The 24969-nt window shown below is 66.6% G+C and carries 27 protein-coding genes and 1 riboswitch; of the genes, 14 read left to right on the plus strand and 13 right to left on the minus strand.

Features of this window, described 5'->3' with window-relative positions; translation table 11 throughout:
• Positions 1–2: 2 nt before the first annotated feature.
• Positions 3–1202, minus strand: coding sequence for a molybdopterin-synthase adenylyltransferase MoeB (gene moeB / locus ASG79_RS21645; RefSeq protein ID WP_056394059.1), 1200 nt, complete (start codon positions 1200–1202; stop codon positions 3–5).
• Between the two features lie 84 nt (positions 1203–1286).
• Between moeB and ASG79_RS21650 the strand changes: the two genes are divergently transcribed.
• The 3 genes from ASG79_RS21650 to ASG79_RS21660 are packed head-to-tail and all read left to right on the plus strand — an operon-like array spanning position 1287 to position 2549.
• Positions 1287–1952 (plus strand): TetR/AcrR family transcriptional regulator, encoded by a 666-nt coding sequence (locus tag ASG79_RS21650; protein WP_018768572.1) that lies wholly within the window; start codon positions 1287–1289, stop codon positions 1950–1952.
• Between the two features lie 48 nt (positions 1953–2000).
• Complete coding sequence (locus ASG79_RS21655; protein ID WP_018768573.1) at positions 2001–2225, plus strand: DUF3107 domain-containing protein; 225 nt, start codon at positions 2001–2003, stop codon at positions 2223–2225.
• A gap of 21 nt (positions 2226–2246) precedes the next feature.
• A complete protein-coding gene (locus tag ASG79_RS21660; RefSeq protein WP_018768574.1) occupies positions 2247–2549 on the plus strand; it encodes a hypothetical protein in 303 nt (100 codons plus the stop codon).
• 87 nt (positions 2550–2636) lie between these two features.
• On the opposite strand, the gene ASG79_RS21665 is transcribed toward ASG79_RS21660, so the two are convergent.
• The 3 genes from ASG79_RS21665 to thiO all read right to left on the minus strand — a co-directional run bounded on the left by ASG79_RS21665 (position 2637) and on the right by thiO (position 4991).
• A complete protein-coding gene (locus tag ASG79_RS21665) occupies positions 2637–3452 on the minus strand; it encodes a thiazole synthase (RefSeq protein ID WP_056394063.1) in 816 nt (271 codons plus the stop codon).
• 4 nt (positions 3453–3456) lie between these two features.
• Entirely contained in the window at positions 3457–3693 is a 237-nt protein-coding gene (gene thiS, locus ASG79_RS21670) for a sulfur carrier protein ThiS (RefSeq protein ID WP_056394066.1), read from the minus strand.
• Positions 3690–4991, minus strand: coding sequence for a glycine oxidase ThiO (gene thiO / locus ASG79_RS21675; RefSeq protein WP_056394070.1), 1302 nt, complete (start codon positions 4989–4991; stop codon positions 3690–3692). Before thiO ends, thiS begins: the two co-directional genes overlap by 4 nt.
• A riboswitch (TPP riboswitch) is annotated at positions 4984–5103 on the minus strand. Its footprint overlaps the gene before it by 8 nt.
• A 27-nt stretch (positions 5104–5130) precedes the next feature.
• Here thiO and thiE point away from each other — a divergent pair.
• The 4 genes from thiE (at position 5131) to ASG79_RS21695 (ending at position 10278) form a co-directional block, all read left to right on the plus strand.
• Positions 5131–5865, plus strand: a complete 735-nt coding sequence (thiE, locus tag ASG79_RS21680; RefSeq protein ID WP_082581891.1) for a thiamine phosphate synthase — start codon at positions 5131–5133, stop codon at positions 5863–5865.
• Positions 5866–5901: 36 nt separating this feature from the next.
• A complete protein-coding gene (locus ASG79_RS21685; RefSeq protein ID WP_056394071.1) occupies positions 5902–7407 on the plus strand; it encodes an RNB domain-containing ribonuclease in 1506 nt (501 codons plus the stop codon).
• Positions 7408–7696: 289 nt separating this feature from the next.
• Positions 7697–9397: a DEAD/DEAH box helicase gene (locus tag ASG79_RS21690; protein WP_056394074.1), complete on the plus strand. Its 1701-nt coding sequence runs from the start codon at positions 7697–7699 to the stop codon at positions 9395–9397.
• An 8-nt stretch (positions 9398–9405) separates the two neighbouring features.
• Positions 9406–10278: a DNA-methyltransferase gene (locus ASG79_RS21695; RefSeq protein WP_056394077.1), complete on the plus strand. Its 873-nt coding sequence runs from the start codon at positions 9406–9408 to the stop codon at positions 10276–10278.
• On the opposite strand, the gene ASG79_RS21700 is transcribed toward ASG79_RS21695, so the two are convergent.
• The gene (locus ASG79_RS21700) at positions 10275–11123 is read right to left on the minus strand and encodes a PHP domain-containing protein (protein WP_056394079.1); all 849 of its coding nucleotides are present in this window, start codon (positions 11121–11123) and stop codon (positions 10275–10277) included. The two genes, ASG79_RS21695 and ASG79_RS21700, sit on opposite strands and share 4 nt — an antisense overlap.
• An 80-nt stretch (positions 11124–11203) precedes the next feature.
• On the opposite strand from ASG79_RS21700, the gene ASG79_RS21705 reads away from it, so the two are divergent.
• Positions 11204–12778: an aminopeptidase P family protein gene (locus ASG79_RS21705; RefSeq protein WP_056394082.1), complete on the plus strand. Its 1575-nt coding sequence runs from the start codon at positions 11204–11206 to the stop codon at positions 12776–12778.
• A 140-nt stretch (positions 12779–12918) separates the two neighbouring features.
• Here ASG79_RS21705 and ASG79_RS21710 read toward each other — a convergent pair whose 3' ends face one another.
• Positions 12919–13935, minus strand: coding sequence for a general stress protein (locus tag ASG79_RS21710; protein ID WP_056394085.1), 1017 nt, complete (start codon positions 13933–13935; stop codon positions 12919–12921).
• Between the two features lie 77 nt (positions 13936–14012).
• Between ASG79_RS21710 and ASG79_RS21715 the strand changes: the two genes are divergently transcribed.
• The 3 genes from ASG79_RS21715 (at position 14013) to ASG79_RS21725 (ending at position 17191) form a co-directional block, all read left to right on the plus strand.
• The gene (locus ASG79_RS21715) at positions 14013–15296 is read left to right on the plus strand and encodes a magnesium transporter MgtE N-terminal domain-containing protein (protein WP_026265667.1); all 1284 of its coding nucleotides are present in this window, start codon (positions 14013–14015) and stop codon (positions 15294–15296) included.
• Positions 15280–15972: a DUF1003 domain-containing protein gene (locus tag ASG79_RS21720; protein ID WP_018768586.1), complete on the plus strand. Its 693-nt coding sequence runs from the start codon at positions 15280–15282 to the stop codon at positions 15970–15972. Before ASG79_RS21715 ends, ASG79_RS21720 begins: the two co-directional genes overlap by 17 nt.
• 61 nt (positions 15973–16033) lie before the next feature.
• The gene (locus tag ASG79_RS21725) at positions 16034–17191 is read left to right on the plus strand and encodes an Mrp/NBP35 family ATP-binding protein (RefSeq protein ID WP_056394089.1); all 1158 of its coding nucleotides are present in this window, start codon (positions 16034–16036) and stop codon (positions 17189–17191) included.
• A 30-nt stretch (positions 17192–17221) separates the two neighbouring features.
• On the opposite strand, the gene ASG79_RS21730 is transcribed toward ASG79_RS21725, so the two are convergent.
• The 3 genes from ASG79_RS21730 to sigE all read right to left on the minus strand — a co-directional run bounded on the left by ASG79_RS21730 (position 17222) and on the right by sigE (position 19217).
• Positions 17222–17626 (minus strand): twin-arginine translocation protein subunit TatB, encoded by a 405-nt coding sequence (locus ASG79_RS21730; protein ID WP_018768588.1) that lies wholly within the window; start codon positions 17624–17626, stop codon positions 17222–17224.
• Positions 17627–17695: 69 nt separating this feature from the next.
• Positions 17696–18595 carry a hypothetical protein gene (locus ASG79_RS21735; protein ID WP_056394090.1) on the minus strand — a complete coding sequence of 300 codons (900 nt, stop codon included), beginning with the start codon at positions 18593–18595 and terminating at the stop codon, positions 17696–17698.
• A gap of 7 nt (positions 18596–18602) precedes the next feature.
• A complete protein-coding gene (sigE, locus tag ASG79_RS21740; protein ID WP_026265669.1) occupies positions 18603–19217 on the minus strand; it encodes an RNA polymerase sigma factor SigE in 615 nt (204 codons plus the stop codon).
• A 229-nt stretch (positions 19218–19446) separates the two neighbouring features.
• On the opposite strand from sigE, the gene ASG79_RS21745 reads away from it, so the two are divergent.
• Positions 19447–20079, plus strand: coding sequence for an O-methyltransferase (locus ASG79_RS21745; protein WP_018768591.1), 633 nt, complete (start codon positions 19447–19449; stop codon positions 20077–20079).
• A gap of 58 nt (positions 20080–20137) precedes the next feature.
• On the opposite strand, the gene ASG79_RS23305 is transcribed toward ASG79_RS21745, so the two are convergent.
• The 4 genes from ASG79_RS23305 to ASG79_RS21760 form a co-directional block, all read right to left on the minus strand.
• Entirely contained in the window at positions 20138–20305 is a 168-nt protein-coding gene (locus ASG79_RS23305; RefSeq protein WP_009357720.1) for a DUF3117 domain-containing protein, read from the minus strand.
• A 233-nt stretch (positions 20306–20538) separates the two neighbouring features.
• Positions 20539–21795 (minus strand): hypothetical protein, encoded by a 1257-nt coding sequence (locus ASG79_RS21750; protein ID WP_056394093.1) that lies wholly within the window; start codon positions 21793–21795, stop codon positions 20539–20541.
• On the minus strand, positions 21792–22247 hold the full coding sequence (locus ASG79_RS21755; protein WP_056394094.1) for a DivIVA domain-containing protein: 456 nt from the start codon (positions 22245–22247) through the stop codon (positions 21792–21794). The genes ASG79_RS21750 and ASG79_RS21755 overlap by 4 nt, the downstream gene beginning before the upstream one ends.
• A gap of 43 nt (positions 22248–22290) precedes the next feature.
• Complete coding sequence (locus ASG79_RS21760; RefSeq protein ID WP_018768594.1) at positions 22291–23073, minus strand: TIGR00730 family Rossman fold protein; 783 nt, start codon at positions 23071–23073, stop codon at positions 22291–22293.
• Positions 23074–23177: 104 nt separating this feature from the next.
• On the opposite strand from ASG79_RS21760, the gene ASG79_RS21765 reads away from it, so the two are divergent.
• Positions 23178–23933 (plus strand): amino acid ABC transporter ATP-binding protein, encoded by a 756-nt coding sequence (locus ASG79_RS21765; RefSeq protein ID WP_026265670.1) that lies wholly within the window; start codon positions 23178–23180, stop codon positions 23931–23933.
• A gap of 70 nt (positions 23934–24003) precedes the next feature.
• Complete coding sequence (locus ASG79_RS21770) at positions 24004–24891, plus strand: glutamate ABC transporter substrate-binding protein (protein ID WP_018768596.1); 888 nt, start codon at positions 24004–24006, stop codon at positions 24889–24891.
• The last annotated feature ends 78 nt before the right edge of the window (positions 24892–24969 follow it).

Here is a 24969-nt window from a genome sequence, read left to right on the forward strand (position 1 = left end):
CGTCAGTAGACGGGCTTCTGGGGTTCCACCTCACGCACCCAGGCCAGGATCCCGCCGTCAAGGTGGCTGACCCGCTGGTAGCCGGCCTGCCGTGCCGCTGCCAGCACGTTCGCGGACCGGGTGCCGGCCTTGCAGTGGAACACGATGTCCCGGTCCTGCGGAAGTTCGTCCCACGCCTCCCCGGCAAGGATCCGTCCCTGCGGGATCAGTTTGGCCCCGTCGATCCGGACGATGTCGTATTCCCCGGCTTCGCGGACATCTACCAGCTCGAAATCCTTGAGCCCGGCTTTCCGCGACGCCAGCATGGTGGCCAGCTGGGTGGCGGTGACCGTATGTTCCGTGTCCGCCTGCGAGGCGGGAGCGATGCCGCAGAAAGCCTCGTAGTCAGTGAGTTCGGTGATGGGTTCCGCCGCGGGGTCCTTCGACACCCGGATCTCCCGCCAGCTGCCGCCCAAGGCGTCAAAGAGGGCCACGCGGCCCAGCAGGGAACGCCCGACGCCGGTGATCAGCTTCACTGCCTCGGTCACCATGAGCGATCCCACGGCAGCGCAGAGCATGCCGAACACACCGCCCTCGCCGCAGGACGGCACGGACCCCGCGGGGGGAGCCTCCGGATACAGGTCGCGGTAGGTGGGCCCGTGCTTCTCCCAGAACACGCTGACCTGGCCGTCGAACCGGAAGATGGAACCCCACACGTAGGGCTTGCCCAGGATGGCCGCGGCGTCGTTCACCAGGTACCTGGTGGCGAAGTTGTCGGCCCCGTCAAGGATGAGGTCGTACCCCCGGAACAACTCCAGGGCGTTGGACGCGTCAAGGCGCAGGTTGTGCAGCCGGACATCCACCAGCGGATTCAGCTCCGCGATGGCATCGCGTGCCGACTCGATCTTGGGCCGGCCCACGTCGCTGACGCCGTGGATCACCTGCCGCTGCAGGTTGCTCAGGTCCACCACGTCGTCGTCGACGATTCCAATGGTTCCAACGCCTGCCGCGGCCAGGTACAGCAGGGCCGGGGCGCCCAGGCCGCCGGCACCGATCACCAGCACCTTGGCGTTCTTGAGCCGCCGCTGGCCCAGGGCACCGATCTCGGGAATGATCAGGTGCCGGGAGTACCGTTCAACCTCGGCAGGGGTGAGACCGGCGGCCGGTTCCACCAGCGGATCCAGGGAATGGGTTGAAACATTTGCGGTGAAAGACGAAGCCATACTTCAATGTATGCCCCGGGATACCGCCGGGTCATATTACCCCGCAGTAAAGTGAAGGTAACTGCAATGGAAAGAAGGACAACTGTGGTCCCTGAAGCACGGGCTGACCGCCCGCCCGCCGCCGAACCGCAAACTCCCTCCCGCCCCGCAGGCCATCGGTCCGCCCGGCTGCCCCGGGATGAGCGCCGCGCACAGCTGCTTGCCGCCGCCCAGGAGGTGTTCGTGGCCAACGGCTACCACGGCGCGGCCATGGATGAAATTGCAGAGACCGCCCATGTCAGCAAACCGGTGCTGTACCAGCACTTTCCGTCAAAGCGGGAACTCTACCTCGCACTGCTCGAGAGCCACCTTGCGTCCCTGACCGAGTTGATGCTGGGTGCCCTGAATTCCACCACGGACAACGATGAACGGGTCCAGGCCGTCATGCGCGCCTACTTCCATTTCATCGCCAGCGACGACCAGGCCCACCGCCTGGTGTTCGAGTCCGACCTGATCAACGACCCCGACGTCAGCTCCAGGCTGGAAACCTTCAACCGGACCTTCGCCGACGCCATCGCCAGGGTCATTGCCGAGGACACCAAGCTCCCCCACCTCGAGGCCGAACTCCTTGGCCGCGGACTGGCCGGAATGGCGCAGGTCAGCGCGCGGTACTGGCTGGAAACGGACGGCAACCTGGACCTCAACGTGGCCAGTGACCTCATCTACCGTTTAGCTTGGCGCGGAATCTCTCGCTTCCCCAAAGAGTCCTAGACTACAAATAAGACATCATCGACGAACTTCACAGGCTGGGAGGCCCCCTTGGAAATTAAGATCGGCGTTCAAAACGTTGGCCGCGAGATCGTGCTGGAATCGGACCAGGACGCGGAGACTGTGGCCAAGGTTGTTGGCGAAGCCATCACCGGAGGCAACGAACTTCGCCTGAAGGATGAAAAAGGACGCCTGATCATTGTTCCGGGCAACGCTCTTGCCTATGTGGAAATCGGTGCCGAAGAGGTTCGGCGCGTAGGTTTCGGCCAGTTCTAGTCCCCGGTTCCAAGGAGATCCATGCTTTCGCTGTCCATCGTGGTGCTGGCCACTGTCGCCGGCGGCTTCGTCGTCTGGGCCAATGACAAGCGGCACGCCAAGTACGGTGCGGCGCTTCCGGCCGGCGTCGCCGCGGGTGCTGCGGCGCTGGTGTGGATCATTCTGATGGCGGCCGGTTTCGGCTACCTGCCCGGGCTGACCTGGCTTCCCTGGGTCCTGCCCATCGTTCTGGGCATTGCTGCCGCCATCGCCGCCGTCGCCTATTTTGGCCGTACGCGGGCGCGCCATGATGCGGAACGGCTCACTGCGATCCTGCGGCGCTGAGCCGTCGCTGGCAGGCTCCCAGGCATATGGCTGTGGCCACCACCCAGGCGGGTGGTGGCCACAGCCATTTAAGTGAATGGCCGATGCCTAGAGGAACTCGGCCCGGCCTTCCATGGCGGATGAGGCGAGGGCATGCTCCCGGCGCGGGATGCGCCCGGCCGCCCGGGCCATCCTGCCCGCGATCACCGCGTGCTTGAAGGCTTCTCCCATGAGCGTGGGGTTCTGGGCGCGGGTCACGGCCGTGGCCAGCAGCACGGCGTCGCAGCCCAGCTCCATGGCAAGGGAGGCGTCGGATGCCGTGCCGATGCCGGCATCCAGGACCACGGGCACGGAGGCCCGGGAAACGATGAGCTCAATGTTGTGCGGGTTCAGGATCCCCAGGCCGGTGCCGATCGGGGCACCCAGCGGCATGACGGCGGTGGCTCCAAGGTTCTCCAGCCGCAGGGCCAGCACGGGATCGTCGTTGGTGTAGGCGAAGACCTTGAAGCCGCGGTTGACCAGTTGCTCGGTGGCCTCGACCAGTTCCACGGCGTCCGGCAGGAGGGTTTGTTCATCGGCGATGACCTCCAGTTTCACCCAGTCTGTTTCCAGGGCCTCCCGGGCCAGTTCCGCGGTAAGGACCGCGTCCCTGGCCGTGAAGCAGCCGGCCGTATTGGGCAGGACCCGGATTCCATGATCCACCAGCAGCTGGAACAGCGAGCCGGTTTCAGCCGTGGAGTAGCGCCGCATGGCCACGGTGGTCAGCGCGGTGCCGGAGGCAAGGAGCGCCGCGCCCAGGCCATCGAGGCTGGGCGCTCCCCCGGTGCCCATGATGAGCCTGGAACCCAGCGCGACGCCGTCGATCACCAGGGCGTCGCCGGCACCGGCGTTTCCTGCAGGGTTGATGGTGCTGGTTTCGGTCATGGCGTCAGCCTCCCTGTACTGCTGTAACAAGTTCGATGTCGTCGCCGTCGGCGAGCGCGGTGGCGAACCATTGGCTGCGCGGCACCACCTGGGCATTGTGCGCGACGGCGACGCCGAGTTTCCCGCCGTCGGTCGCCTGTCCGTTGTCCGCCAGCGGGCGTCCGGTGACCTCGCTGACCAGCGTGGTGATCGAAGCTCCGTCGGCCACCGTGTGCGGGTTTCCGTTAAGGGTGATGTTCACGCAGTCTCCTTGATGTGGGGGCTTGTTGCTGCCGTTGCCGGCCTGGAAAACCGGTCCGGGCTGAAGGGTCCCCAGCGGGGATCGGCCCTGCCGTCCAGCAGTTCCCTGCAGATGGCCGCCGCGGCGGGAGTGAGCAGGACTCCGTGCCGGAAGAACCCGGCGGCGATGATGAGTCCGGGGACGTGCCCGGCCTGTCCTCCCCCGGCGCCCGGAGCGGCCGGCACCCGGCCCAGGAGCGGCGCGTTGTCAGGGGTACCGGGGCGGGCGCGGGCGGTGCATTCCATGAGTTCGAGTTCAGCGACGGCGGGCACCAGAGCCTGCGCATCCCGCAGCAGCTGGTAGACACCGCCGGCACTCACGGCATCGGAGAGGGCATCCTCCCGCTGCGTGGCTCCGATCACCACGGTCCCGTCCTGCCTGGGAACGATGTACACGGGGATGCCGTGGACCAGGCCGCGCACCGTTGACGTCACCAAGGGCTGAAGGTGGCGGGGAACGGCAAGGCGCAGGATATCCCCGTGCACGGGCCGCAGCGGCAGCTCAAGGCCGTCCGGCAGGCCGTCAAGCGCCCCCGCCTGCAGGCCATTGGCCACCACGGTCTCCGTTGCCAGCACCGTGCCGCCCCCGGCCAGGCGGACCCCGGAAACCGTTCCGCCCTCCCACAGCAGCCCGGCTGCCCGCTCCGGCACGGCAAAACCTTCCACTGCCCCGGCAACCGCCAGCTGGGGCTGCTCCTGCGCTGCGCCGGCCAGGGCCAGCCGCAAGGCGGCCACCAGGCGCCGGGGATCCACCTGGTGGTCCGCCGGGGTATCAAGTGCGCACGCAATGGCCGGGCTGAGCAGCGGCTCACGCTTCCGGGCCTCCCGCACGGTCAGGGGTTCCACCGCCAGCCCGTTGGCCTGCTGGACTGTGCGCAGGTCCATCAGCGCCCGGCGGTCGGCCGCGTCGGCACCCACGGCGAGGGTCGGCGTCGTCAGGTATCCGGAATCCGCGCCCGTTGCCCTGCCCAGCCCGGCGGCGAACCCGGGCCAGCGCGATGATGCGTCAAGCATCAGTTCCAGGAGCTCTTCCTCCTGGTAATGCAGTTCGCTGACGGGAGCCAGCATGCCGGCCGCCGCCCAGCTGGCGCCGGTACCGGGCGCGTCATCAATGAGGACCACCGAGCGCCCTGAACGCTGCGCCTCCCAGGCAATGCCGTGCCCCACCACTCCCCCGCCGATGACGGCAACGTCGGCCCGGAGGGTGGAGGGAATGGAGCTGCGGGCGGACCCGGGGTGATGGGTGAAGGGGGTACGCATGTGGGTTCCTTCCCTACGCCGGCATTAACCGGATCAGGTCAAGCGGTCGGCTCTGACGCCCTCTCAGCCCGGCGCTTTGTGACAGCCGCCGCGGGCTCCCGCAGTACCAGCCCAGTTTAGAGGAACTAGGCTTGCACGCATGAATGTGTCCACCCCTTCCTTTCCCGCCGGCCACCACGCTCCAGCCACCGAAGTCGTCAATTCACGGGACAACGACGCCCTGAAGGCAGCCCGCCTGTACCTCTGCACCGATGCGCGCCGGGACCGCGGCGACTTCGCGGAGTTCGTTGACGCCGCGTTCGCCGGTGGCGTGGACATCATCCAGCTGCGCGACAAGACCATCGAGGCGGCCGAGGAACTGGACCTCCTGGCGGTGCTGAAGGAATCCGCGGTACGGCACGGAAAGCTGTGGGCGGTCAATGACCGTGCGGACATCGCCGTCCTCTCCGGGGCACCGGTGTTCCACATCGGCCAGAAGGACCTGCCGCTGGCGGCGGCGCGCACGCTGGTCAACGGCAACGCCGCCATCGGGCTCTCCAGCCACACCACCGGGCAGGTGGACGCCGCCCTGGCAGCAACTGCCGGACCAGCCGGGCTGGACTACTTCTGCGTGGGTCCGGTCTGGGCAACCCCCACCAAACCCGGCAGGTCCGCCGTGGGCACTGACCTGGTGAAGTATGCCGCCGAGGCCTCACGGCAGGCGGCGGACCCCGTGCCCTGGTTCGCCATTGGCGGCATTGACCACGGAAACGTCCACCAGGTGGCGGAAGCCGGTGCGCGCAGGATCGTGGTGGTGCGCGCCATCACCGAGGCCTCCGATCCCGCCGCCGCTGCCGCCTCCCTCCTCGACGCATTGGACGCCGCCGCCGCCTGATGCCATATCGGCGGACTTGGAGCTACGCTGACTTTTGTGTCACATCATCGGCTGGCTCCAAACGTCCATGACCACACGAACGCCCTGGAAGAGGCGTTGGGCCTGCTGCGCACCGAACTTGAACTGCCGGGACCGTACCCGGCTGAGGCAGTGGCGGATGCCCGGGCCGCTGTGGCAGCGCTGAAGCTTCCGTCCTACGACCTGACCGCCGTCCAGTTCGTGACCATCGATCCGGCCTCCTCCACGGACCTGGACCAGGCGGTGTTCATCGAACCGGACGGGAACGGCTACCGGGTAATGTACGCGATCGCCGATGTGCCGGCGTTTGTTGCGCCGGGAGGTCCCCTGGACGCCGAGACCCGGCGACGTGGCCAGACGTTCTACGCTCCGGACGGTCGGATTCCGCTGCACCCGGAAGTGATCAGCGAGGGGGCAGGAAGCCTGCTGCCGGGCCAGGATTGTTCGGCTTTCATATGGGACTTCGCGCTCGACGGCGACGCAACGGTTGTGTCGGTGGGCGTCAGGCGGGCACGGGTCCGCAGCCGCGACAAGCTCAGCTACAAGGGTGCGCAGGAAGACCTCGACGCCGGGACGGCCTCGCCGGTGCTGCGGCTCCTCCGCGAGGTGGGCCTGAAGCGGGTGGCCCTGGAGCGGGAACGCGGCGGGGCCAGCCTCAACATGCCCGAGCAGGAAATTGTCCAACTGCCCGACGGCGGCTACCGCATTGCTGCCGTACCGCAGCTTCCCGTGGAGGACTGGAACGCGCAGATTTCCCTGATGACCGGGATGGCCGCCGCGCAGCTCATGCTGGAGGGCAAGGTGGGAATCCTGCGCACCATGCCCGCCCCGGACGAACGGTCGCTGAAGCATTTCCGGCTGCAGACCGAGGTGCTGGGCAGGCCCTGGGACGGTGAAGTCAGCTACGGCGAATACCTGCGTTCCCTGGATCCCACCGATCCCCGCCAGCTGGCCATCATGCATTCCGCCGGCATGCTGTTCCGGGGCGCCTCCTATACCGCCTTTGACGGAACGGTCCCCGAGGACGGCGTGCAGTCTGCCATCGGCGCGGCCTATGCCCACACCACCGCGCCGCTCCGCCGCCTGGTGGACCGCTTTGTGCTGGTGATCTGCGAGGCCCTCAGCAATGGCGGGGATGTTCCGGACTGGGCGCGGGAAGCCCTGCCGCTCCTGCCGGGCATCATGGCCGGATCGGACCAGCTCGCGTCCAGGATGGAACGCCTGGCCCTGGACACCGTTGAGGCCGCGCTGCTGCTGAACCACATCGGGCAGGAGTTCGATGCGATCGTGATTTCCGGCTCCCGGCCGCAAAACGGAAACGGGAATGGAAACGGGACCGGGACGGTGAAAAACGGCAACGGGAAGAACGGAAACGGCAGCGGAAGTTCGGGCATTATCCAGATTGCCGAGCCCGCGGTCACTGCCCGGTGCGCCGGCGGGCTGGAGTCGGGTACCAAGGTCCGGGTCCGGCTGGTTTCCTCGGACATCACCACCCGCGAGATCCATTTCGAGCTCATCCCGTAAGCGGCGGCGGCCGCGGCAGGCGGGCCGAAACGTGTTTCTGCGACCTTGCAGCTAGACTGAGAGGGTAGAAATGGATGCCCGGTCGTTGATTTCCTTGATTTGAAACCAACAAGCCCGCCCCTACGCGATCTTGAGATTTGCCCGTTGGTCACCAGTGCCAGCATTAGATAGCCCGCGATCGGCTTCCACTGGAATCGCTTGCGCGCCTGAGCGTGCTCCGGAACGGCCAGTCCTGGCCGGCCCGTTGAGCAGGCAGCGCCATTGCCCAAATGAATAAGGAAACTCCCCCGTGAGTGAATTGCATACCCACCAGCTCCTGAGCGATGAGACCGGCACGGAAACCATCGAGCCGGAAGAAACCATCATCTCCGACGAGACCCCGCACGAGATCGCGGAAAAGTCCTTTGCCGACTACAACGTCCGCGAGGACATCGTGGAATCCCTGGCTGACGCCGGGATCACCCACCCGTTCCCCATCCAGGCCATGACCCTTCCGGTGGCGCTGGGCGGCCACGACATCATCGGCCAGGCCAAGACAGGCACCGGCAAGACCCTGGGCTTCGGCATCCCCGCACTGCAGCGGGTCATCGGGCAGGACGACCCCGGCTACGCCAAGCTGGCCGTCCCGGGAGCCCCGCAGGCCCTGGTCATCGTCCCCACCCGCGAACTGGCGGTGCAGGTGGCTGGTGACCTGGTGACCGCTTCCCGGAAGCGCAACGCAAGGATCGCCACCATTTACGGCGGCCGCGCCTACGAGCCCCAGGTGGAGGCCCTCAAGCAGGGCGTCGAGGTTGTGGTGGGTACCCCCGGCCGGCTGATCGACCTTTTCAAGCAAAAGCACCTGAGCCTGAAGAACGTCAAGATCGTGGTGCTGGACGAAGCTGACGAGATGCTGGACCTTGGCTTCCTGCCGGATGTCGAGACCCTCATCGCGGCAACTCCCGCAGCCCGCCAGACGCTCCTGTTCTCCGCCACCATGCCCGGTCCGGTCATCGCCATGGCCCGCCGCTACATGACCCAGCCCACGCACATCCGCGCCGCGGACCCTGAGGACGAGGGCCTGACCAAGCGCGATATCCGCCAGCTGATCTACCGTGCGCACAGCATGGACAAGATCGAAGTGGTGGCACGCATCCTGCAGGCCCGCGGCCGCGGACGGACCATCATCTTCACCAAGACCAAGCGCACCGCCGCAAAGGTGGCCGAGGAACTGGTGGACCGCGGCTTCGCTGCCGCTGCCATCCACGGTGACCTGGGGCAGGGCGCCCGTGAACAGGCACTGCGGGCATTCCGCAACAACAAGGTGGACGTCCTGGTGGCAACCGATGTCGCGGCGCGCGGCATCGACGTCGAGGACGTCACCCACGTGATCAACTACCAGTGCGTGGAAGACGAAAAGATCTACCTGCACCGGGTGGGCCGCACCGGCCGTGCGGGCAACAAGGGCACCGCTGTCACGTTCGTGGACTGGGACGATGTTCCCCGCTGGGTGCTGATCAACAAGGCTCTGGGCCTCAACGTGCCCGAACCTGTCGAAACCTACTCCTCCTCGCCGCACCTCTTCGCGGACCTCGACATCCCCGTGGGGACCAAGGGCCGGCTGCCGCGTGACAAGCGGACCCTGGCTGGCGTCGACGCCGAGGTGCTTGAGGACCTGGGCGAAACCGGCAAGAAGAACAGCCGCAGCGGCAGCCGCGACGGCGGCCGGTCCCGGGAACGGGACGGCCGTGGGCGGGAAAGCCGCACTGGCAGCCGCGAAGGTTCCCGCAGCGAAGGAAGCCGCAGCGGCGGCGACACCGCGCGCAGCGGCGAGCGCCGCCGTCGGACGCCGGACTCCGCCGCCGCTCCCGCGGCCGAGGCTGCCGCACCCGCAACGGGCGGCGAACAGCCTTCACGCACCCGCAGGCCCCGGACCCGCACCCGCCGCCGCAACGGCGAAGTGGTGGCAGGCGCCGACACGGGCACGCAGCCTGGCACGTCAGAGGGCTAACTGCCCCGATGACTGACACTGTTTGGGCGCCGGACGGCGGCAGCCTGGTGGTACACGCTGACAACGCGGAGTACCTCCCCACGCTGCCGGACGGCGCCTTCACACTGATTTACGTGGACCCGCCCTTCAACACGGGCAGGCCGCAGCTGCGCCAGGAAACCAGGATGGTGGTTAACGCCGGCGGCAGCGGGGACCGCGTGGGCTTCAAGGGCCGCTCCTACGACACCATCAAGGGCGCCCTGCACCGCTACGATGACGCGTTCAGCGACTACTGGTCCTTCCTGGAACCCCGGCTGGTGGAGGCATGGCGCCTGCTGGCCGACGACGGAACCCTCTACCTGCACCTGGACTACCGCGAGGTGCACTACGCCAAAGTGATGCTTGATGCGATCTTTGGCCGCGAATGCTTCCTGAACGAGATCATCTGGGCCTACGACTACGGCGCGCGGGCCAAAAACCGGTGGCCCACCAAGCACGACAACATCCTGGTGTACGTCAAGAACCCGGCGAAGTACCACTTCGACAGCGCCGAGGTGGACCGCGAGCCGTACATGGCGCCTGGATTGGTAACGCCTGCCAAGCGCGAGCTGGGAAAGCTGCCCACCGACGTCTGGTGGCACACCATCGTCTCACCCACCGGCAAGGAGAAGACCGGTTACCCCACGCAGAAGCCGGAGGGCCTGGTCCGGCGGGTGGTGGCCGCCTCGAGCCGGCCCGGTGACTGGTGCCTGGACTTCTTCGCCGGCTCCGGAACGCTGGGGGCCGTTGCCGCCAAGCTTGGCCGGAAGTTCGTGTGCGTGGACCAGAACCAGCCCGCCATTGACATCATGGCCAAGCGGCTGGGCGCGCACGCCACCGTTGCCTCGTTCCAGCCCAGCTAGGGCCGGACGACGGCGGCTCCCGTGCCGAGTGCCTCGATCCGCGCGAGCATGTCGGGTGCCGTGAGGTTTTCGCCGAGCAGGTTGGGCTTGCCGGTGCCGTGGTAATCGGAGGAACCGGTAATCAGCAGGCCGTGTTTGGCCGCGAGCCTGCGCAGGAAGTCCCGGCCCTCTTCCGGGTTGTCCCGGTGGTCGATCTCCAGGCCGGCCAGCCCGGCGTCGATCATGTCGCGGTAGGTCCGCTCCCCCACGATCCGTCCCCGTGCGGACGCCACAGGGTGGGCGAACACGGGCACGCCGCCGGCGGCACGGACAAGTTCGACGGCGGCGGCCGGGTCCGGAGCATAGTGCGGGATGAAGTACCGGGACCGGGAGGTGAGGATGGAGGCGAAGGCTTCCGAACGGTCCTCCACCACGCCCGCCGCGACGAGGGCGTCTGCGATGTGCGGCCGTCCAAGGGTGGCGCCGGGTGCCACGTGGTGGATCACGTCATCCCACGTCAGCGGGTAGTCCTCCGCCAGGATGGTGACCATCCGTTCGGCCCTGGTGAGGCGGGAATCCTTGGCCTTGGTGATTTCCTCCAGGAGGCCGGGATGGGTGGGATCATGCAGATAGCTCAGCAGGTGGACGCTGATGCCCTCCTCCGTCCGGCATGAAACCTCCATGCCCGGTACCAGTGCCACCCCGCAGGTTGCTGCGGCCGCTGCCGCCTCCGCCCAGCCTGCCGTGGAGTCGTGGTCGGTCAGGGCCACCACATCAAGGCCGGCACGCGCGGCGGACGCCATGACATCGGCGGGCGTTTCGGTACCGTCGGAAACATTGGAGTGGGCATGCAGGTCAATCCTCACTGGTCCAGCGTAGTGGACCACGGCCCCGGGACCCGGCTGTCCTGTTCGCTTAGCCGGGATGCTGGTGAGACGATGGTGCCGTGAACGATGCCGAAAACACCCAAAACTCTGCTTCCCAGCCGTTGGAGGAGCGCGTCAACAACCGCTCGCAGCGGCCCAGTTCCAACGCTTTCAAGGCCTTCATGGCCAGCAACTGGGCGCCGTCCAGCCAGGAGCTTCCGCAGCGGGACGCCGTCGCCGGATACGCCGCTGCCCGGCGCAAGGCGATCTCCGCCCTGTTCAACGGCGAACGCCTGATCATCCCCGCGGGGCCCCTGAAAGTCCGTTCCAACGACTGCGACTACCGCTTCCGCCCGCACTCCGGCTTCGCCCACCTGACCGGGCTGGGCCTGGACCACGAACCGGATGCCGTCCTGATCCTGGAACCCGTGGCAGAAGGAACGGGCGACGACGGCGGGAACCACCGCGCGACGCTGTACTTCCGGCCGCTGGCCGGCAGGGACACCGAACAGTTCTACGCCGATTCCCGCTCCGGCGAGTTCTGGATTGGGGCCCGCCCCACCCTGGAGGAATTCGAGGCCCGCCTGGGACTGGCCACCGCGCACATCGACCAACTGGAAACGGCCATCACCAAGGATGTGGGCGCCCCGGAGATCGGCGGAATCTCCATCCGCCTGGTCCGCAAAGTGGACGAGAACATTGACGCACTGGTGGACACGGCCCGGTACAACACGGCCAGGGACCCTGAGAACCTGGACCTTGGCGTCCTTGATGCCCTGGACGAAAAGCTCAGTGAGGCCCTTTCCGAACTGCGCCTGCTCAAGGATGAGTGGGAAATCGAGGAAATGAAGATCGCGGTGGCGGCCACCGTCGAAGGCTTCGAAGAAGTGGTCAAGGCCCTTCCGCGGGCACTGACGCATGCCCGCGGCGAGCGGGTGGTGGAGGGAGCCTTCTTCGCCCGCGCCCGCGAAGTGGGCAACGAACTGGGTTACGACACCATCGCAGCATCCGGCAACAACGCCACCGTGCTGCACTGGACCCGCAACACCGGACGCATCCACGCCGGCGAGCTCCTGCTCCTGGACGCCGGTGTCGAGGCCGACTCGCTCTACACTGCAGACATCACCCGGACGCTTCCGGCCAGCGGCTCCTTCAGCGACATCCAGCGCAAGGTCTACCAGGCAGTCCTTGATGCTGCCGACGCCGGGTTCGCCGCTGCCCGGCCGGGAACCAAGTTCCGTGACATCCACACCGCCGCCACCACCGTGCTGGCAGAGCGCCTGGCCGAATGGGACATCCTGCCGGTCAGCGTGGAGGAGGCCATCAGCCCCGAGGGGCAGCAGCACCGCCGGTGGATGCCGCACGGCACCAGCCACCACCTGGGACTGGACGTGCACGACTGCGCGCAGGCCAAACGCGAACTCTACCTGGACGGCATCCTCACCGAAGGCATGGTCTTCACCATCGAACCGGGCCTGTACTTCAAGAAGGAAGACCTGGCGATTCCCGAGGAATACCGCGGCATCGGCATCAGGATCGAGGACGACATCCTCATGACCGCTGACGGCCCCGTGAACCTCAGTGCCGCCCTGCCGCGGAAACCGGAAGACGTGGAGGACTGGATGGCCGGCATCTACCGGACCGAAGAAGCCTGACCCCGGCCGGAAACAGCAAAGAGCGGGGCCGCCGGATTCGTTCCGGCGGTCCCGCTCTTTGCGTTGGCGCTCCCAGGTTTCCTTGGCTTTCAGGTTTCCTTGGCTTTCAGGCTTCCTGGACCTTGGCTGCTCCGGCCGTCCTACTCCCGGTGGTCGCCGTGGTGCTGGTCCCCGTCCTGGCCATGCCGGGCGTCGGGTTGGTGTTCCGCGTTCTGTCCTGGCGCAGGCTGTCGGGGATCTGGCTGTCCTGGCTCTGGCTGTCCTGGCCCTGGCTGTCCGGCGCCGGGACCCTGCGGCAGGCGCACGCCGTACTGCGGGCGGCCATCCGGCAGGTCCGGGTAGCGGACGGCCCGGACCGGGCTTGCCGGCTGCGCCGGCTGGTGCTGGCCGCCGTCGTATTGCTGCCCGCCGTGCTGCTGCCCACTGTGCTGCTGACCACTGTGCTGCTGGCCGGCGTCGCCTGCGTAGCCACTTCCGTCCTGGGCTGATCCATCCTCGGCGGCTGTGCCGGCGGACCGCTGGCCGTAGGGATCGTTCCATCCGGCGGGACGGGCAGGGCCCTGCTGCTGCCCCGGCTGCTGCTGGTGCTGGTACGGCTGGTTGTAGTAGTCGTGCTGTGTGTACGGCCGCTGGCCCGCTGCCGCGTCCGAACGCGTCATGGGCAGCTGCTGCAGCAGGCGCCGCGCCTCGTGGGCGGCCTCCGGCGCAACGATCACGTCATAGCTCGTTGCCACCACCTGGCTGGTGGACGTGAAGTCCCGCTTGCCGCGCTGCATGGCGTACGTGACGATGCCGAAGAGCATGAAGAACGCCGCACCCATCAGCACCGACGTCATGATCGAGAAGTAGCCGGGCGAGGGTGCGAAGAAGGACAGCATGACGCCGACGAACAGGCCGAACCACATGCCGCTCAACGCCCCCGACAGCGCCACCCGGGGGTAGCTGAGACGCCCGGTGACCCGCTCCACCATCTTCAGTTCATTGCCCACGATGGAGACCATCTGGACCGGGAACTGCTGGTCCGCCAGGTAGTCAACCGCTTTTTGGGCGTCGAGGTAGGAAGTGTAGGAGCCAACGGTGTCGCCGGTGGGAACAGCCCGGGCATCGTCCGGTCCGTTCGCGGCGCCGGCCCTGGGAGGACCAAAAATGTTCGACATAACCCCATTCTTGCCCATCAAGGTGGGTGCTGCCTGTAAATTCAGCTAAAAGAGAGCAGACTCGGTAGCCTGTAGTGGTGAGCACAACACCTACTCGCGTCTTCGTGGCGCGCCTCCTGGGCCTCGATGTCTTCGACCCGCTGGGCGACCGGCTGGGCCGGCTGCGCGATGTTGTTGTGCTGTCCCGCGGAACCCAGGGAGCCCCCCACGTGGTGGGCATCGTGGTGGAAGTACCGGGAAAGAAGCGCGTCTTCGTGCCCATGACGCGCATTACCTCGATCGACCAGACCCAGATCATCTGCACGGGCCTGGTCAACCTGCGCCGGTTTGAACAGCGCGGAGCCGAAACGCTGGTGGTGGCGGAGATGTTCGACCGCAGGGTCACCCTCCGTGACGGCAGCGGGGACGCCACCATCGAGGACATCGCCATCGACCAGCACCGGTCCCGCGACTGGTTTGTCAGCAAGCTTTTTGTCCGGCGCGGCCACTCACTGTCCCCCTTGAGCCGGCTGCGCCGCAACGAAACACTGATCATTGACTGGGCGGACGCCCAGCAGGGGCCACGCACCGAGCCGCAGGCAGCCACACAGTTCGTGGCCAACCACGAGGACCTCAAGCCCGCTGACTTCGCCGAGGCACTGCAGGAGATGAGCGACAAGCGCCGGTTCGAAGTGGCCAGCGAACTGCAGGACGAGCGGCTGGCCGACGTCCTCCAGGAGCTTCCCGAGGACGACCAGGTGGAAATCCTCTCCGCGCTGGATGTCCAGCGCGCCGCCGACGTCCTCGAGGAGATGGACCCCGACGACGCCGCCGACCTCCTCGGCGAACTCCCCTCCGCCCAGGCAGAGGAACTCCTCCAGCTGATGGAACCCGAAGGCGCGGAGGACGTCCGCCGCCTGCTTGAATACGACGAGGACACCGCCGGCGGCCTGATGACTCCGGTACCGGTCATCCTGCCGCCGGAGGCCACGGTTGCCGAAGCCCTGGCCCACGTCCGGCGGGAGGAGCTCTCCCCTGCGCTGGCGTCGTCGATCTTTATTGCCCGGCCGCCGCTGGAAACCCCCACCGGCCGCTTCCTGGGTGTGGTGCACATCCAGCAGCTGCTGCGCTTCCCGCCGTTCGAGGCTCTGGGAAACCTGGTGGACAAGAACCTCGAGCCGTTGTCCGACCAGGCCCACATCAGCGAAGTGGCACGGACCCTGGCCACCTACAACCTCAACTCCCTCCCGGTGGTCAACGACGCCGGCCGGCTTGTGGGGGCGGTGACTGTTGATGACGTATTGGATCACTTGTTGCCGGACGACTGGCGCGCCCATGATGGCGAAGCCCCGATAAGAAAGCTCGGTGGCCGCATTGGCTGATAACAGCGCCCCGAAGAACCCCAGCCAGCGGAACCTGGCCAACGCGGAATCAAAAGGCAGTCTCGATACCCCCTTGAGCGCCCGGCAGCGGATCCTGCCCAAGTTCTCCCCGGATCCGGACGCATTCGGCCACGCCACCGAGGGCTTTGCCCGGTTCATGGGCACCCCGCAGTTCCTGGTCTACATGACGGTGTTCTGTATTTTCTGGCTGGGCTGGAACACGTGGGCGCCCGTCGAGTGGCAGTTCGATTCAAGGGACCTTGGCTTCACCCTGCTGACCCTGATGCTGTCGCTGCAGGCTTCCTACGCCGCGCCCCTGCTGCTGCTGGCGCAGAACCGGCAGGATGACCGCGACCGCGTCTCGGTGCAGCAGGACCGCCAGCGCGCCGAACGCAACCTGTCCGACACCGAGTACCTGACCCGGGAACTGGCCTCCCTGCGGATCGCCCTGCGCGAGGTAGCCACCCGCGACTACGTCCGCGCCGAGCTGCGCTCACTCCTTGAAGACCTGCTGGAAGCCCAGGAGGAACTGCGGACCCACGACGACACGGGCCCCGGTTCGCACGAATCCCCACGGGACAAGGTCAAGGACAAGCTGCGCGAACAGCGGGACCGGCAACGCAGCCCGCGCACCCAGCAGATCCCCCGGGTGAAACCGGGCCACTCTGCCCAATGACCGCCAGGCCGCCCTCCGGCAGGCCCGCCGCCGCATCCGTACGAAAGCCGAGGCTCCTCCCATGAGCGCCCCCATCGATCCCGCTGACTCCACCCAACCGGCACTGGCACAGGCCGTCAACAGCGCCCTCGCCACCGTGATCGATCCCGAACTCCGGCGCCCCATCACCGAACTGGGCATGGTGGACTCCGTCCAGGTTTCCGACGACGGCAAGGTGAGCGTGGTGGTCCTGCTCACCATTGCCGGCTGCCCGCTGCGGGACACCATCACCGCCGATGCGCAAAAGGCCCTTTTCGCAGTCCCCGGCGTCACCGCCGTCGACGTCGAGCTCAAGGTGATGGACCAGGCCCAGCGCGATGCCCTCAAGGAGAAGCTGCGCGGCGCCGGCGGCCAGCGCAAAATCCCCTTCAATGAGCCCGATTCCCTCACCAGGGTCTACGCCGTGGCCAGCGGCAAGGGCGGAGTGGGCAAGTCCTCGGTCACCGTCAACCTGGCCACGGCCCTGGCTGCCCAAGGCCTGCGTGTGGGCATCGTGGATGCAGACGTCTACGGCTTCTCCGTCCCTGCGCTGATGGGCATCACCCAGAAACCCACCCAGGTGGACGACATGATCCTCCCCCCGGTTGCGTACGGCGTGAAGGTGATCTCCATTGGCATGTTCGTCACCGGCAACCAGCCGGTTGCCTGGCGGGGACCCATGCTGCACCGGGCCCTGGAACAGTTCCTCACCGACGTCTACTTCGGCGACCTGGACGCCCTGTTCCTGGATCTCCCGCCGGGTACGGGTGACATCGCCATTTCCGTGGCCCAACTCCTGCCCAAGGCCGAAATCCTGGTGGTCACCACGCCCCAGGCGGCGGCGGCGGACGTTGCCGAACGCGCTGGCGCCATCGCCACCCAGACGGGTCAGAAGATCGCGGGCGTCATCGAGAACATGTCCTACCTGGAGATGCCCGACGGCGGCCGGATGGAACTGTTTGGAAGCGGCGGCGGGGCGGTCCTCACCGAACGCCTCAGCGCCACGGTCGGGGCGGAGGTACCGTTGCTGGGCCAGATTCCCCTGGACATCCAGCTGCGCGAAGGCGGGGACTCGGGGGTTCCGATCGTGCTGGGCCAACCTGCTTCGGCGGGCGCTGTGGCGCTGGCCGGCATCGCAGGGCAGTTGGCCGCAAAACCCCGTGGCCTTGCAGGGATGAAGCTGGGACTGCAGCCGCGCTGACCGGGCCGGAACTGGCGGGGCGCGAAAACCCTAGGTGGCTTCGGTGTCGAAAGGGGCTGCATCGCCAGGGGCCAGCCTCTGCACGACTCTTTCGGGCCGCTGCGGGGCTGCATCCGCCACGGCCGCGGCGCCGGAAACTGCTGCCACGGCGGCCGGAGCATTTGCGCTGACGGGCTTGGTGTCGTCGTCGAGCAGTGCTTCCTTGATGATGCGGCGGGGGTCGTACTGGCGGGGGTCGTACTTCTTCCAGTCGACATCGTCAATGTCGATGCCCACTTCTTCCTTGATTTGTTCACGCGCCCCGGAAGCCATGCGGCGGAGTTCCTTGACCAGGTTTGCCAGCTTCTGGGTATATTCCGGCAGCCGCTGGGGGCCGATCACCAGCACGCCGATGATCAGCAGAAGGATGAACTCCGGGCCGTTGATTCCAAACACTTTAGGAAGATTACCCTCTCCGGGCTGCGAGTGACGATTCCCGTCCGGCGGACGGGATAACAGTCTGCATTACTGGGTGAACAGGGCAGCTATCTTGCTGATCCCGCGCTCCAGCCGCGACTCCAGGGGCTCCGGTGCAGGCGTCACTGTGGTGTCGGGCACGGCGGCGGCAACCCCTTCCGCCGCGGTATCGGCGTACTGCTTGAGCATGGGCAGGGCATCATCTGCCTGCTCGGGGGGCAGATCGGAGCGGTAAGTGATGGTGAGGCCGGCTGCCCGGTAGGTGGCGGACCAGGGAGAGGTGCTCGAAACCTGCATTGGACCACCTTGGCCGGCGGAGCCCTCCCCCGCCGGGCCGCCCGGAGCCGGTGTGGCGTTGCCGGCCGGTTGATGATCAACCGGGTGCTGTTCCGTGACGGTGGCGTGATGGGTACCGTCGGTGAGCCGCAGCTCCACTGCAGGTTGCCCGTCAACCACCAGCGCCCTGGCCGCTTCCACATGGAATCCCATGGCCTGCAGTTCGGGGCAGGCCCACCCCTCGGAACGCAACGTGGCCAGCTGCGCGGCGGTCAAGGTCCGGCCGTCCGCAGGGGTCTGGGACGAGACGTGCGAAAAGGCTGCTTCGGTCCCCGCCCGTTCCCCGGCCGCAGGGTCTCCCGCTGCCGTGAAGGCCCCTACGGCCAGCACTCCGGCCGCTGCCATGGTTCCGCCCGCGGTGAATGCAAGTGCCCGGGCGGCCACACGGGAGGTCCCGCCCTGATGGGCAGGGGCGGGCGGCTGGGCTGCCAATTCGTGGGTGCGGGTCAGCAGCCGCGCCGTCAGGTCCTGGCTGGCGGGCGGAATGGGAGCATCGCGCAGACGCTCCAGGTACTGCCGTTCCCGGCGCACGGCCGCAGCACACTCCTGGCAGGCCTCAAGGTGGCTGCCGCTGCGCTGATGCCTGCCGCCGAAAGGAAACTGGGACTTCATGTGCCGTTCAGAGGATGCCGGCGATGCGTGGCATCGCAAGCTTGCGGCGGGACTGCTGCGGGCGGGGGTCCCGGTGGGCCAGCTTTTCACGGAGCATGGTCCTGCCGCGGTGGATGCGTGAGCGGACGGTGCCCAGCTTCACGCCCAGGGCCTCGGCGACTTCGTCGTAGGACAGCCCCTCGAGGTCGCACAGGACCACGGCGGCACGGAAGTCCGGCGGCAGTTCCTCCAGCGCGGCCTGTACGTCCAGGTCCAGGTTGTTCAGCTCGAAGCTCTGCTCCGGCCCCGGCTCACGGCCGGGCAGCCGGGACTCGGCGTCCTCCGCGAGGGCGTCGAAACGGATGCGGGTCCTGCGCCGGGCCTGGTCAAGGAACAGGTTGGTGGTGATGCGGTGCAGCCAGCCGTCGAGTGTTCCTGGCTTGAAGTTCTCCAGCGACCGGAAGACGCGGACAAACACCTCCTGGGTGAGGTCCTCGGCGTCGTACTTGTTTCCGGTCAGGCGGTACGCCAGCCGGTACACCTTTGCGGAATGGTTGGTGACCACTTCTTCCCAGGTGGGACGGACCCACTCATCGTCGGGATTGTTTACTGCAGGGACAGGTGCCACAACTGAAGATGACATCGTCCACTCCCCTCGTGGAATGCTAACGCCCGGATACTGTTGACATCTCTGATTCGGCGCCGGTCACCTTTTGGATGAGCGGATATCAATCATGTCAAACTTGGCTGGGAATTTCCTGACCATTGGCAAACTTCAGCCTTCGGCGCAACGGCCGCTTTCCCGGCCGGCCGGCCCGAACACAGTAGGCTTGAGGAGACATTCCCCCCTTACGCCCAGAAAGCGATAATTCATGAGCGCCGACAAATCCAGCAGCTGGTCCTATGCAGAAGATCTGCCCGCTGAGGATGAGGTTATGCTTCGGGCCCGGGAACGTTCATTTGAATTGGGAGTAAGCGCCATCAGCCCCGGCGTGGGGGCCGTCCTGACGGTGCTGGCCGCCGCCTCCAAAGCCCAGACCGCCGTCGAGATCGGCACCGGCGCCGGCGTCTCCGGCGTCTGCCTGCTGCGGGGCCTGGGACCGCACGCAGTCCTGACCACCATCGACGTGGATGTGGAGCACCTGAGGGCCGCCCGCGAAGCGTTTGCGGAGGCCGGCAGTCCCGCCAACCGCACCCGCACCATTTCCGGCCGTGCGGGCGACGTCCTGCCACGGCTGACCGATGGCGCCTACGACCTCGTCTTCATCGACGCGGACAAGCCGGGCCTTCCGGGCTATGTGGAGCAGGCCATCCGGCTGCTGAAGCCCGCGGGGCTGCTGGTCATCAATGACGCGCTGGACAAGGACAAGGTTGCCAACCCGGCGGGCCGGGAGGCCACCACGGTGGTCCTGCGGCAGGTGGGCAGGGCAATCCGCGACGACGACAGGCTCGCGTCGGCAATGCTCCCCACCGGCGATGGCCTGCTGGTGGCAGTCAAGAAGTAAGCCTCCCAAAAAAGGACAGGGTGCGCAGCCCGCGGGCCGCGCACCCTGTCCGGTACGACTATTCGGTAACGCCTACCAGGCATTCCTTGAGGTTGGCTGCCTCGGCAGCGTTCAGTTCGACCACCAGGCGTCCGCCGCCTTCGAGCGGGACGCGCATGATCAGGCTGCGGCCCTCCTTGGTGACTTCCATTGGGCCGTCGCCGGTGCGTGGTTTCATAGCCGCCATGAGGAATTCCCCTCCATTTTGTCCCAGGACTGATCAGCCCGGGCGGGCTGTGTCCGCATGTCGATCAGGCCGCTATGGCGGGGTGGTGGTGCCACCGCCAAGGCTGCGCGTTTTCTGAATGCTTTTGTCCTTGCTTACCTATCATTATCGCGGAATTACCCGTACGTAGCTAATCGATGGACATTTTCCGGCAACTGTTATTTCCCGGCTGACCTGCGCGGAAGCCTGATTTGTCAGGGCGGATAATCCCCTCCGCCGGGAAGCTGCGCCCAGGCCCAGAGCCAGACGATCCAGACCATCTGAAGCAGCAGGAACATCACCACCACCGTGCCCCGGTAAGCCCTGGAACGGGACAGGAACGCCGCCCACAGGGCCAGTGGAAACAGCGGCAGCAGCATCCTGAAGGTGCTGGTTTGCGGATGGAGGAATATCAGCAGGTAACCCATGTAGCAGGCGCACCAGAGCCGCAGTTCGACGCCGAGCCGCACCACCGGGGGAAGGAACAGCATGGCAATGAACAGTGCCACGAAAACCACGGGGGCCAGAAGGCCCAGCACGGGGCCGAAGAGTTCGACGCCGGTGTCGAACCACGGCTGGAAGGGGACCAGGTCCTGGCCCCGCCACACCGTCTCGGTTTTGGTATAGGCCTGCGGGTCGCCCGTCGCTGCCCAGGCGGCGGCGGGCCAGGCCAGCGCGGAAACGCCTGCGACGGCGGTGAGCCCCGTCAGTGCCGCCAGGTCCCGGAGGGAATGGGCTGCTTCATCCGCGCCGCGCTGCCGCCCCTTCCGGATGTGCGCGGCGGCGCGGAAGACCAGCAGCAGCCCCGCCATGGCGGCGAAGGGGACGCCCACCGGCCGGGACAGGCACAGCAGGAACACCACGGGGATGGCCCAGAGGTACTGCCGGCGTACTACCAGCAGCAGGGCCGCGGCCAGCAGCAGGAGTGACAGCGGCTCGGCATACGGGACCTGCAGCACGGCGGAGACGGGAAAAGTCGAAAAGAACGCTACCCCCCACATGGCCGGCACGTGTGCGGCCTTCTGCCGGAAGAGCGTGTAGACCACCAGGGCGGCCGCCCAGCCGGCCAGCATGGCGATGAGGGTCAGCGAGGCGGCAGGGTTCAAGCCGGTGAGGCGGCTAAGTCCACCGGCCAGTGCAGGATAGAGCGGGTAGAAAGCCCACGTATTTTCCTGCACATTGCCGGCGGCATCCGTGGGAAGGATTGACGGGTAGCCGTTGGCGATGACCTGGGCGTACCAGCGGGCGTCCCAGATGTTGATGAAGTTCCAGTAATCCGGCTTGGGCGGGAACCAGGGGTTGACGCCCTGGTGGAGCGCCGCGGCCATGAAGATGCAGGCCGAAACGAGGCGTGCGGCGGCATACAGGCCGGTGACCTGGAGCCACCACGGCCAGTTGCGGACGGCTGAGGCCAGGCGCCGGGCCAGGGTGCCGGCAGAGGGCGGAGCGTTGCGGGGGGCCACCGTGCTCACAGGCCGCCCTGTCCCGGCACGGCAACCTCGTCGGCCTCCCCACTCCCGGCGTTCCCGCTGCCTGGCACTTCAGGTGCCCTCCCGCCGGGTGCCGCGGGTCCGCCGTCGGAAGCCTGCTCCCCCGCCTGCTCCATGGCAGCCAGCCGGATACGCAGCTCCGCCAGCTCGGTGTCCCTTGCGGTCAACTGGTCCCGCAGCTCGTCCAGGACCTGGTCCACCTGGTCCATCCGGTAGCCGCGCAGGCCAAGCGAAAAGCGGATCTGCTCAACGTCTTCCGGAGCGGCACGCTCCGGAAGCAGCACGGGCGGCAGGTTGGCGGGCGGCTCGTCGAATCCCCCGTCCAAAAGGGCGGGCAGCGCAGCCCCGCCGGTCTTGCGGGCGCGCCGGCCCAGGCCGGCCCAAAGGACGGCCGCCACCAGCACGACGGCCAGGAAAACGAGGAAGAAGCTCACGGTTCCATCGTGCCAGACCGGCGGCCCGGACTTTGGCCTGCAGCTACTCCGGCCGCTGTTCCCCGTTCAGGGACGGTGTCACGCCTGCATGCAGGACCCGGTCCACTGCCTCCGCGGGATCGTCCACGAGCTGGATCAGGTCCAGGTCCTTTTCCGAGACCATGCCTTCGGCCACCAGGGTGCCCCTGATCCAGTCGATCATCGGTCCCCAGAATTCGACGCCGAGGAGCACGATGGGAAACGAGGTCACCTTGCGCGTCTGGACCAGGACCATGGCCTCGAACAGCTCATCCAGGGTGCCCAGCCCGCCGGGGAGCACAATGAAGCCCTGCGCGTATTTGACGAACATCGTCTTGCGGGCAAAGAAGTACCGGAAGTTGATGCCCAGGTCCACCCACTGGTTCAGGCCCTGCTCGAACGGCAACTCGATGCCAAGGCCAACCGATACGCCGTTGCCCTCCACCGTCCCCCGGTTGGCCGCCTCCATGGAGCCCGGCCCGCCACCGGTAATTACCGCGACTCCGGCTTCGGCGAGCTTGCGGCCCACCTCCACACCCATCTCGTAGTACTGGCTGCCCGGTTTGGTCCGCGCCGAGCCGAAAACGCTGACCGCTTTTCCAATGTCTGCCAGGGCACCGAAACCTTCGACGAATTCACTCTGGATCCGCAGGACCCGCCACGGATCGGTGTGGACAAACTGGCCCGGACCCTTGGTATCAAGCAGGTGTTGGTCCGACATCTCCACGGCCGCCTGCTTGCGCCGCAGCTCAAGGGGCCCCTTACGGCGGGGCTGGGAATTCTTGGCCGGATCTGCGTTGATACTCATTCCCCTAGGCTAACCTCCCACTCCAGGTATCTCTTGAATCACGATCAGCAGGAACTTGGGGTGATTGGCGTCATAACGCACGGTTCTTCGCTAGATTCGTTCCTATGACTACTCATGTGCCCGGCGATGCCCTCGTCTCCCTGAACGCCGTAAACAAGCATTACGGCCAGCTGCACGTTTTGAAGGACATCAACCTGCAGGTCCGCAAGGGCGAGGTTGTTGTGGTCATCGGACCCTCGGGATCCGGTAAGTCCACCCTCTGCCGGGCCATCAACCGCCTGGAAACCATTGAGGGCGGAACCATCAGCATCGACGGGAAAGTCCTCCCCGAGGAAGGCAAGGAGCTCGCGCAGCTCCGTGCCGACGTCGGAATGGTTTTCCAGTCCTTCAACCTCTTCGCCCACAAGACGATCCTCGAGAACGTGACCCTGGGGCCCATCAAGGTCAAGGGCGTGTCCAAGGCGGCCGCGGAAAAGGACGCCATGGCCCTGCTCGAACGGGTGGGCGTGGGCCACCAGGCGCCCAAGCTGCCGGCCCAGCTCTCCGGCGGCCAGCAGCAGCGTGTGGCGATTGCCCGCGCCCTGGCAATGAAGCCGAAGGTCATGCTGTTCGATGAGCCCACATCCGCACTGGACCCCGAAATGATCAACGAGGTCCTGGACGTCATGGTCCAGTTGGCCAAGGAAGGCATGACCATGATTGTGGTCACGCACGAGATGGGCTTCGCCCGCAAGGCCGCCGACCGCGTGGTGTTCATGGCGGACGGCCAGATCGTCGAGGACGCCACCCCGGAGGAATTCTTCACCAACCCGAAGAGCGACCGCGCCAAGGACTTCCTGTCCAAGCTCCTCACCCACTGAGTTATTCGAACCATCACACGTCAGTTCGCATCCAGGCCGGAAACCCACGGCCATCAATGAAAGGAATGTCATGAAGGCATTTATGTCCAGGCGGAAATCCTTCGTCGTGGCGGCCACCGCTGCCCTCGCCCTGTCCCTCAGCGCCTGTGGCGGCGGAGACTCGGGTGGCTCCAGCAACCCCAGCCCCGTTGAGAAGCCGTCGTTCGCTGCCGGAACCACCATGGCAAAGCTGTCCTCCGCCGGCACCATCAAGATCGGCACCAAGTTCGACCAGCCACTGTTCGGCCAGGTTGGCCTGGACGGCAAGCCCGTCGGTTTCGACGTTGAAATCGGCAAGCTGATCGCCGCCAAGCTGGGCATCGCCGCGGACAAGATCGAATGGTCCGAGACCGTTTCGGCCAACCGCGAGCCCTTCATTGAGCAGGGCAAGGTGGATCTGGTCATTGCCACCTACACCATCAGCGACAAGCGCAAGCAGGTTGTCGACTTCGCCGGCCCGTACTACGAAGCCGGCCAGGCCCTCATGGTGAACAAGGACAACGACTCCATCAAGAAGCCCGAGGACGTCAAGGGCAAGAAGGTCTGCTCCGTGACGGGCTCCACCCCGGCCGCCACCATCGTGGACAAGTACGGCGCGGAACTGGTTCCGGCCGCCACCTACTCCGCCTGCCTGGAGCCGCTTCGCAACAAGCAGGTTGAAGCCGTCACCACGGACAACGTGATCCTCGCCGGTTTCGTTGACAAGGAGCCGGATGCCTTCAAGCTCGCCTCAGAGGAAACCTTCACCAAGGAGCCTTACGGCATCGGCCTGAAGAAGGGTGATACCGAGTTCCGCAACTGGATCAACGACCAGCTGGAATCCTTCGGGAAGGACGGCTCGTACAAGAAGGCGTGGGAAGCCACCGCAGGTTCGGTCATCAAGACCGCGCCCAGCCTCCCGGCCATCAACCGTTACTAAGTAGCGTCCGCCATGCTGCCGGGGCCCCTCAACGGCCCCGGCAGCACAGCCTTCAATCCGTCCACGCTTACAGCCGAA

Origin of the sequence: Arthrobacter sp. Soil761 (assembly GCF_001428325.1) — a bacterium.
Taxonomy (GTDB): domain Bacteria; phylum Actinomycetota; class Actinomycetes; order Actinomycetales; family Micrococcaceae; genus Arthrobacter.